Source organism: Leucobacter alluvii (assembly GCF_039530485.1).
In the GTDB taxonomy this organism is placed as follows: Bacteria; Actinomycetota; Actinomycetes; order Actinomycetales; family Microbacteriaceae; genus Leucobacter; species Leucobacter alluvii.
Window position 1 is genome coordinate 56,073 of sequence record NZ_BAAAOP010000009.1, and the last position, 8,992, is coordinate 65,064.

The window sequence follows — 8,992 nt, forward strand, 5'->3', positions numbered from 1 at the left end:
ACTCCCGGTGCGGGTGCGGGTGCAGCGCTTGGGGGCCGCTTCTCCGGCGATTCCCCCATCTCGCGCCGCTGTCGTCACTCAGCGATGCCTGTGAGCCTTCGGCGCAGGTGCACCGACCGCTCTCGAGCCTCAGCGACGGCTGCAGCGAGGTCTCCACTATGCACTGCGGGACCCACCCTCAGGCAAGTGGATTCCGCTGCGACCGGTGAAGTGGTATGGAGCAGCGAGCGGTCGCGTGCCTCGACACTCGCGAACAGAGCCGGCACCATGCGGAGGTCGACCGGCAGGTCGGGATCCGTGCGCCGCGCCCCCGAGGTGTCGAGCACATCGCGCAGCATCGTGTCGATCGCGGCGCGAACGTCGGCGAGCGCCTCAGCTCGTGGAGCACCCGCCCCGTCGACGTCTCGAGCCGGCCCTGCGAAGCGGATCCGCCACGTCGAGGCCTCGGAATCGCCGAGCGCGCTCTCCCAGGCGACGCTCCACAGCTCGCCGTTCGGCGCGGCAACCGTCTCGAGTGCCGCACGCCGGCCTGCCACTGCGCGAGCGGCCGTGACGAAGTCAGGTGCCGTCACGTCGAGTTCCGCGACCCATCGCATCGATGATGTCTCCGGGACTTGCCCCTCGGCGGGCACGCCGGGCAACCCGACTGCGCGGTCGCCCATCACGACGGCGCTCGCCGGGATCCGCACGCCCGCTTCCTCGATCAGCCACTCGGTCGCTCCGCCGCGATCACTGTCGGCGCCGGGGGCAGAGGCGTCACCGGCGCCCGGACCGTCAGCGGCGTCTGATTCGTCACCGACCGCGGCCCCGATGCGGCGGACGCCGACGACGGGCGCACCAGCCACTTCGGCGCCGTACAGCGCGAGTCGCTCGAGCAGAGCTTCGCGGAGCGCTTCCCAGCCGGCACTGGGTCGCACGCGGGTTTCACGTGCAACATGCCGTTCTGCGTACGCGAGCGCTGCACCGCAGAGCGACCCGGCTGTGGTGACATCTTCATTGAGCCCTGGGGCAGCGATCGCCACGTCGACTTGATCGGCGCTCACGCCGTACTTCGCTCGCGCGATAGGGTCCACCAGTCGGTCGAACGCGCTCTTCCCGAGCCGCGATCGCACGAGTCGACCGAGCGAGCGCGTCTTGCCGATCGTCAGCACGGGGCGCACGCGATCGAGAAATGCACGCGCGGCACCGCGACGCCCCAGCACCGCGAGGCTCTCTCGAGACAGCGGCACCGCGGGAATCCCCAGGACCGCGGGCGTTGGCTGCATGGTCCATGCTCGATCTGCGCCGCGCAACAGCACCGGCACCGGCGCCTCGCTGATCGGCCGAGCACCGGTCAACGGTGCGCTGCCCGGCGAAAGGGGCGACGCCACATGGTCGAGGAACGCCCGCAGCGTTCCGTCTGGATCCGTGACCTCATCGGGCGAGAACCCGGCTCTAGCCTCGTCAGCTCGGTCGGCATCGCCACCATCGGCAGCTCCAGCGGCGAACGCCGCGCCACCGGACGTCGCGGCGCGACCGATGCGCACGCTGAGGCCCACCTCCGCGAATTCGAGAGCCGCCGCCAGCTCCACTGGGCCCTCGCCGATGACATAGACGTCAACCATGCTGCTGCGGACCCTGCGGCGCCCCGCCGCCGGTCATCGGCGCTCCGCCCGCGAGAGCCGGCTCCGTCACCGGCACCTGCACGAGATCGATGCGCGAGCGGCCGTACCCGTGCTTGCGGAAGATGCGCAGCACGAGCCAGATGAACAGGGCATATCCGACCAGCGAACCGATGAACGACCCCGGGCCTCCGGTCGCCTCGACCTGGGCAGTTTCGCCGCCGACGGCGAAGGTCATGAAGCCGAAGGCTATGAGGTTGTTCACGATGTGAATGGCGATGGCCGCCTCCAGACCACCGGTGCGCCAGGTCACCCAGCCGGCGACGAGCCCGAGGGCGCCCACTGCGAGGAGGCCCCAGATGTCATAGATATGGGCGAGCGCGAAACCGACCGAGGGAATGATGATCCCGAACCACGGGCTCTTCAGCCACGATCCGAGCACCTGCATGAAGAGACCGCGGAAGACGACTTCCTCAGCCGTCGCCTGCAGCGGAACGAGCAGCACGACCAGAATCAGAGACGTCCAGGCTGCCGTCCAGTCGAAGTCCGCTCCCGAAGACGATGTCTCCGCGGTCTCCGTCAACGAAGCGGGATCCATCGCGATCTCGAGCGCGATTCCAGCGACGTTCATCACGACGACGGCGAGCAGTGCCGCGAGCGAGACGCGGCCGAGCAAACCCCACCGAATGCGGCCGGCCACCGACCAGATGCGCCCGGTGGGACGCATGCCGAGGGTCAGCATCGCGAGGATCACCGACGGAATCATGATGATGATCGACACCAGGGAGAGCAGCACCGACACCGGTACCTGCGTATCAAGCACGTCCCCCTCGCCGGAGACGATGCCCTCGAGGTAAGCGGGGTCCGTCATCAGGATCGGAACGAAGGCGATGCTGATGATGACGGTGAAGATACCGAAGTAAACGGCGGAGAGCAGCAACAGCAGCAACGGCTTCCACCAGCGGTAATTCGCGACGCCACGGAGCAGGCGATGATATTCCAGGGGTTCCGTCTCCACCGTCTGCAGCACCGCCTGCGGGCGCACCCAGCCCCACTCAGGTGCTGGACCGCCCTGCTGCGCACCCGGCGCGCCGGGCTGCTGCGGGGCGGGGAACTCAGGGCGCTCGGGAAGCTCGGGAGGCTCGGATCCAGTGCTCGTCATGATCCCTATCCTCTCACCCGCCACCCGCAGACGCCTGAGGCGTGTCGTCAGCCCTCGACACCGAATCCCTGCGCGCACGCCGAACCCCTATCGAACGAACGTGTTCCCGATAGGGGCTCGGCCCAGCAACCGGGGGCTCGGCCCGAGAACGCTCCATGGGCTGACGCTCCGCGTCACCGGAGCCGACCGAAACGCGTTGCGTTTCGCTAAGCTCCCACCCTTCGCTGCGCTCCACGGGCTGACGCTCCGCGTCACCGGAGCCGACCGAAACGCGTTGCGTTTCGCTAGGCTCCCACCCTTCGCTGCGCTCCACGGGCTGACGCTCCGCGTCATCGGAGCCGACCGAAACGCGTTGCGTTTCGCTAGGCTCCGCGCAGGCGTTCGGCGAGGAAGGCGTGCAGCTCTGCGCGCGGCACGCGCACCTGCTCCATCGTGTCGCGCTCGCGCACAGTCACCGCGTTATCGTCCAGCGAGTCGAAGTCCACCGTCACGCAGAACGGCGTGCCGATCTCGTCCTGCCGCCGGTAGCGACGCCCGATGGCCCCCGAATCGTCGAAGTCCACGTTCCAGTCATCGCGGAGCTCCTGCGCGATCTCCCGCGCGAGCGGCGACAGCGCCTCGTTGCGGCTCAGCGGAAGCACCGCCGCCTTGATGGGCGCGAGACGCGGATCGAGCGCGAGCAGCGTGCGCTTATCGGTGCCGCCCTTCGCGTTCGCGACCTCCTCCTCACGATACGCATCGACGAGGAAGGCCATGAGCGAGCGGGTGAGGCCGGCTGCTGGTTCGATCACGTACGGCGTGTACCGCTCGTTCTTCGTCTGGTCGAAGAAGTTGAGATCCTTGCCCGAGTGCTTCGAGTGCGTCGAGAGATCGAAGTCGGTGCGATTCGCGATGCCTTCGAGCTCGCCCCATTCTCCGCCGGTGAATCCGAAGCGGTACTCGATGTCGGCGGTGCGCTTCGAATAGTGGGAGAGCTTCTCCTTCGGGTGCTCGAAGAACCGCAGGTTCCCGGGGTCGATGCCGAGGCCGACGTACCACGCCATGCGCTCGTTCATCCAGTATTCCTGCCACTCCTCGTCCGTGCCTGGCTCGACGAAGAACTCCATCTCCATCTGCTCGAACTCGCGCGTGCGGAAGATGAAGTTGCCCGGCGTGATCTCGTTGCGGAAGCTCTTGCCGATCTGTCCGATGCCGAACGGCGGCTTCATGCGCGCTGCCTGGAGCACGTTCGCGAAGTTCACGAAGATCCCCTGCGCGGTCTCAGGGCGGAGGTAGTGCATGCCGGCCTCGTCGTCGACCGGGCCGAGATAAGTCTTGAGCAGACCGGAGAATGCGCGAGGCTCCGTCCACTGCCCACGGGTGCCGCAGTTCGTGCAGACGATCTCCGCGAGCCCGTCCTTCGGAGCACGCCCCTTCTTCTCCTCGAAGGCCTCGATGAGGTGGTCTTCGCGATAGCGCTTATGGCAGTGCAGGCACTCGATCAGCGGGTCGCTGAAGACCTCGACGTGCCCTGAAGCCTCCCACACCTGCTTCGGAAGGATGACGCTCGAGTCGATGCCGACGACATCGTCTCGCTTCTGCACCATGGCCTTCCACCACTGGCGCTTGATGTTCTCCTTCAACGCGGTGCCCAAGGGGCCGTAATCCCACGCGGAGCGCGATCCGCCGTAGATCTCACCCGCTTGGAAGACGAAGCCGCGGTGGCGGGCGAGGGCGATGACCTTATCGAGGCGGGACTGCTCAGCCATAATTCTGTATCACTCCAAGGTGCAAGCGGGGATCTTGGCGCCGATGCGCTCGTGACGCAACGGCAGAGACGCCCAGTCTACCGACCGATGCCGCTCATCCCGACGGTGCCCGTCGAGAGGTGAGCTGCTGCCCGCTACGCTGCGAGCGCGGCGGGCTGCGTCTGGCTCGCAGTGAGCTTCGAAGGAGTCTCGGCGGTGTCGGCGCGCGGCAGCCACGGGAGGCTGATGGGCGCCGCCACGGTGTTGCTGGGATCCCAGGGCGATTGCGGGAGCGGCAGCACCGGGAGGGGCACCGTCATCGCCAGCGTCGCCGCCGACGTGGAGGGTGACCCGGGCACGTCTTCCGCGCACATCGGCGCCGGCCTGCGCCTGAACGTCGCGAGCAGGCCGTAGGCGCCCATGAGACCCCACACGATGTTCGACGCGAACGAGGGCCACGCCCCGTATGCGAGCGCGCCGCCCGCGGCGAGCATTCCGCCGACGGTGTTCAACGTGAGATAGGCCCGCGTCGACGGCGACCAGGTACCGCGCAGCATCAGCACGTACGCCACGAATGTGCCGAGAGTCCCCACCCAGCCCAGTACGCTCCCGATCAACGTTTCCAACGCCGCCCACCTCCCACTCGTTTTCAGGCACGCCTCAGGAACCCCGACCGATGCCCCCACCGGCCCGACGCGCCGACTCGTCAATTTTCGAACGCCCCGCGATCCAGCACAATCGAATCTTTCGTCATGCCGGATGTAGAATTTCTGAATATGAGAATTGCGGTTTCCCGACTGCCCTTCCTGCTCCAGATCGCGCGCAGTGGCGGGGTTCTGGCCGCCGCGGAGGCGTTGAGCCTCACGCCGTCGGCGGTGTCTCAGCAGCTCGCAAGGCTTGAGGCGGAGGTGGGGGTGCCGCTGGTCGTGCGGAGCCCCCGAGGCGTCACGCTGACCGCTGCCGGTCGCGAGCTCGTCGAACTCGCCGAGAACGTCGAACGCGAGGTCAACGAGGCCGCCCTTCGCGTCGGAGCGGCAAGCGAAATGCCGAGCGGCACTGTGCGGTTCGGCGCGTTTCAGAGCTTCCTGAGCGGCGTGATCGCACCTGCGCTCCCCCGGTGGCGCACGGAACTCGCCGGCGTCCACCTCGAGGCCGTCGAAGGCGACCTCCCCGATCTCCTGCGGGGTCTCCGCACCGCCGCCTTCGATCTCGTCGCCATCGAGCGCGACGAATCGATACCGCCACCGCCCCTCGGTCCAGGTGTGCGCGAGGTCGCACTCCTCGATGACCCGTGGGTGCTCGTCGCCCCGGCGGGAACGCAGGCGACGATGGGCGTGATCGCGTTGGATCAGCTGCGGCTCCCCTGGCTCGAGGTCGACCGCAGTTCAGGCGTGCATCACGCGGCCCAGCGGGTACGCGAGCGGCTCAGATTCTCGACGACCTCTCCGCACCGGTACGCGAGCCATCAGTCGGCGCTCGCCCTCATCGCCGCCGGAGAGGGCGTCGCTCTCCTTCCCCAGCTCGCCCTGCAGGAGTTCACGTTGACAGGGGTCGAGACTCACGAGCTCCCCGGACTCGGCACGCGCCAGATCTCTCTGCGCTATCGCGTCGGGCGCAAACCCGATCCCGCTGTGGGAGCCGCCGTCGAGTTCTTCCAGCTGCTGACGGCGCCCCGCGAAACCGCTTCGGATCACCAGCACCGCTGAGGGATCCGCGCCCCGGGTCGCTCGGGCGGATTCAGCCCCAGGTTCCGAGAACGAGGTTCTCGGGAGCCTCGCCGCGCTGCAAGTGGCCGATCTGACGGCGAATCAGCGCCGACATGCGCGGAAGCATTGCGCTCGAGTCTCCCCCCACGTGGGGGGTGATCAGCACGTTGGGAGCCTTCCAGAGCGGGTGCCCAGCGGGAAGGGGCTCGGGATCCGTGACATCGAGCGCTGCCCGCAATCGACCCGATTGCAACTCGGCGACGAGCGCGTCCGTGTCGACGACCGGGCCGCGCGCCACGTTCACGATCAGGGCCCCATCGGGCAATGCCGCGAGCGCTGCACCGTCGAGCAGGCCCCGCGTACCGTCGGTCAACGGCACCGCGAGCATGACGATCTCCGCGTCGGCGAGGCACTCGTGCAGCGAGTCGAATCCGCGCACTTCGACGGTGTCGCCCGCCAGATTCTCTTCTCGTCGGGCGGTGCGCGCGAGGCGGGTGATCTCTACTTCGAACCCGGCGAGTCTCGCCTCGATCGCCTTCGACACGCCCCCGTAGCCGATGAGCAGCACGCGACGGTCGGCCAGGCTCGGAAGCGAGCGAAGCTGCCACCGTTGCACATCACTGTCGCGCACGAACTGGGGGATCCCGCGCTGCGCGGCGAGCGCGAGTCCCAGAGCGAGCTCGGCGGTCGAACCCTCGTGCACCGTCGCAGCGTTCGCGAGAGCAAGGCCCTCGGGGAGGTGCTTCGCCACGCCGTTGTACCCGATGGACTGCCACTGCACGAGCCTCGCCTCGACCTCGGATAGATGCGCGAGCGGGCGGGCGCCTCCCCAGTACGGCGGTACGACGATATCGAATTCGTCGCGCGGCGCCGGTCCGTCGAGGTCCCATGCGCAGAAATCCACTCCGTCGATATCGCCCACCGCCTCGCGGAGTCCGGGGTCCGATGGCAGAGACACGACGAGGTCACTCATGGCTGCGAGTCTAGCGTCAGCTGTAGCATCGAGAGGCTGCGGCACAGCGCGTGCGGCACCGGGAGGATCAGTCATGACGAGTCGCGGGAAGCGAGGCGGACGGGCGATGGCCTGGTGCATGCTGATGCTGCTCGCCGGCTGCGCGTCCCCGCCCGCCGGCGCCGTGGTCCTCCCTCCCGAGGGCGGAATACCCGACTATCAGCTGGGCGGCGGCTACGAGCCGGCCTCTGAAGTGGAGATCGTCGCTCGGGATCGTCTCGACGAGCCGGATCCGGCTCGGTACTCGATCTGCTACGTGAACGGCTTCCAGACGCAGCCGGGCGAGCGCGGCATCTGGCCAGACGAGGCGCTCCTGCGCGCGGGCTCGGAGTTCGTGGCCGATCCGGACTGGCCCGATGAGACACTCCTCGACACGTCGTCCCGTTCATCTCGTGAACGCATCCTCGAGGTCGTATCGCCCTGGATCGACGCATGCGCACAGGCGGGGTTCGACGCTGTGGAGTTCGACAACCTCGACACGTATACCCGGAGCGATGGAGCGCTCGCGCGCGAAGACAATCTCGCCCTTGCAACCGCCTACGTGCGCGTCGCGCACGATGCGGGGCTTGCCGCGGCTCAGAAGAACTCTGCCGAAGATGCCGAACTGCTGCACCGGCGTGCCGGCTTCGACTTCGCGATCACCGAGGAGTGCGCGGTGTACTCGGAATGCGCACGGTACACGGAGGTGTACGGCGCCGCCGTCATCGACATCGAATACGACGATGCTCTGCCGCGGGCGTTCTCCGAGATGTGCGCCGACCCAGAAACGCCGCGTTCCGTCGTCCTGCGGGATCGGCAGCTGTCGCGCCCGGGGAGTTCAGCGTACGAGTTCTCGACCTGCCGCTGAGGTCGCGACACCCGGCTCAGCGAGTGTCGGAGGCATGAGGCACAATGAACGGTGTAGACCATGCGTCACATGGACCCGCCTGCAGGGCGGCGGGGTGCGGGGGCACAACGACGCGCAGATGAGATGGAGAAGCTCATGGCACCCGACGGCTCCCCCGGTTTCCAACCCTTCGTGATCGCACTGTTCGACGACATCGATCCCGAGGGTGCCACCGTACTGTACGGCGATGATCCCGGGCTCTGGGAATGGCTGACGCGTGCCGAGTCATTCCCGCCGGGCAGCGAGTACGTGGAGCTTCCGATCCCCGGAACCGATGAGCGCGCGCACGTCACCATCTGGGCGCCGAGCACCGACAAGGCGCAGCACCTCACGAGACTTCCGGGCACGCGACGCCCCCACCCATCCCTCATCGAACTCGAGCTCGGCCGCACCGATGAGTTCGAGTTCCACGCGAAGTACGCGAGACTCCTCCGAGCCATCCCGAGCGAGCGAGTCTTCGAGAGCCGCTGGTGACTCGCGCGAGGAGCAGCTACCGGTTCGCGGCGTCCGCGAGTGCGGATGCGCCCATGTCGAGCGTCACCTGGCTGAACAGCTCGGACAGCGGCACCTCCAGGGCACCCGCGATGCGCGCTGCAACGTCGAGAGTCGGATTGCGGCGTCCGCTCTCGATTCCGCTGACGTACGTGCGGTCGAGGCCTGCGTGCAACGCGAATGCTTCTTGAGAGCTCCAGCCTCGAGCGACCCGCAGCTCACGAAGACGGGACCCGAAGGCTTTGCGATGAGCTGGAATCTCCACTCAACCACCTTGCCGGTCGTGCGGACTATGAGTCCACCGATCATGAGTCACACTGTCGGGGCTTTGCGGGCCCTGAAATGGCGAAAGGGTCGTACAGTGTGTGCCGTCTCTGGCTTACACTGTACGACCCTTTCTGTAAAA

General features: G+C 67.5%; 9 protein-coding genes. 3 read left to right on the forward strand and 6 right to left on the reverse strand.

The features are described 5' to 3' along the window. Window positions 1-74: 74 nt before the first annotated feature. The 4 genes from ABFX18_RS10780 to ABFX18_RS10795 all read right to left on the reverse strand — a co-directional run bounded on the left by ABFX18_RS10780 (window position 75) and on the right by ABFX18_RS10795 (window position 5,116). Window positions 75-1,604, reverse strand: coding sequence for a hypothetical protein (locus ABFX18_RS10780; RefSeq protein WP_346058316.1), 1,530 nt, complete (start codon window positions 1,602-1,604; stop codon window positions 75-77). Continuing rightward, entirely contained in the window at window positions 1,597-2,763 is a 1,167-nt protein-coding gene (locus tag ABFX18_RS10785) for a CPBP family intramembrane glutamic endopeptidase (RefSeq protein ID WP_346058317.1), read from the reverse strand. The genes ABFX18_RS10780 and ABFX18_RS10785 overlap by 8 nt, the downstream gene beginning before the upstream one ends. 362 nt (window positions 2,764-3,125) lie before the next feature. Further along, entirely contained in the window at window positions 3,126-4,511 is a 1,386-nt protein-coding gene (locus tag ABFX18_RS10790) for a glycine--tRNA ligase (RefSeq protein ID WP_346058318.1), read from the reverse strand. Between the two features lie 134 nt (window positions 4,512-4,645). Next, the gene (locus ABFX18_RS10795; RefSeq protein WP_346058319.1) at window positions 4,646-5,116 is read right to left on the reverse strand and encodes a CBU_0592 family membrane protein; all 471 of its coding nucleotides are present in this window, start codon (window positions 5,114-5,116) and stop codon (window positions 4,646-4,648) included. A gap of 150 nt (window positions 5,117-5,266) precedes the next feature. Here ABFX18_RS10795 and ABFX18_RS10800 point away from each other — a divergent pair, with 150 nt between their 5' ends. Further along, the gene (locus ABFX18_RS10800; RefSeq protein WP_346058320.1) at window positions 5,267-6,196 is read left to right on the forward strand and encodes a LysR family transcriptional regulator; all 930 of its coding nucleotides are present in this window, start codon (window positions 5,267-5,269) and stop codon (window positions 6,194-6,196) included. 31 nt (window positions 6,197-6,227) lie between these two features. On the opposite strand, the gene ABFX18_RS10805 is transcribed toward ABFX18_RS10800, so the two are convergent. Beyond that, window positions 6,228-7,169, reverse strand: a complete 942-nt coding sequence (locus ABFX18_RS10805; RefSeq protein ID WP_346058321.1) for a 2-hydroxyacid dehydrogenase — start codon at window positions 7,167-7,169, stop codon at window positions 6,228-6,230. A 73-nt stretch (window positions 7,170-7,242) separates the two neighbouring features. Between ABFX18_RS10805 and ABFX18_RS10810 the strand changes: the two genes are divergently transcribed. Together ABFX18_RS10810 and ABFX18_RS10815 are read left to right on the forward strand one after the other, a co-directional pair. Further along, window positions 7,243-8,055: an endo alpha-1,4 polygalactosaminidase gene (locus ABFX18_RS10810; RefSeq protein WP_346058322.1), complete on the forward strand. Its 813-nt coding sequence runs from the start codon at window positions 7,243-7,245 to the stop codon at window positions 8,053-8,055. 135 nt (window positions 8,056-8,190) lie between these two features. Next, on the forward strand, window positions 8,191-8,568 hold the full coding sequence (locus ABFX18_RS10815) for a hypothetical protein (protein ID WP_346058323.1): 378 nt from the start codon (window positions 8,191-8,193) through the stop codon (window positions 8,566-8,568). A 16-nt stretch (window positions 8,569-8,584) separates the two neighbouring features. On the opposite strand, the gene ABFX18_RS10820 is transcribed toward ABFX18_RS10815, so the two are convergent. Next, on the reverse strand, window positions 8,585-8,851 hold the full coding sequence (locus ABFX18_RS10820; RefSeq protein ID WP_090153046.1) for a helix-turn-helix domain-containing protein: 267 nt from the start codon (window positions 8,849-8,851) through the stop codon (window positions 8,585-8,587). Between the last annotated feature and the right edge of the window lie 141 nt (window positions 8,852-8,992).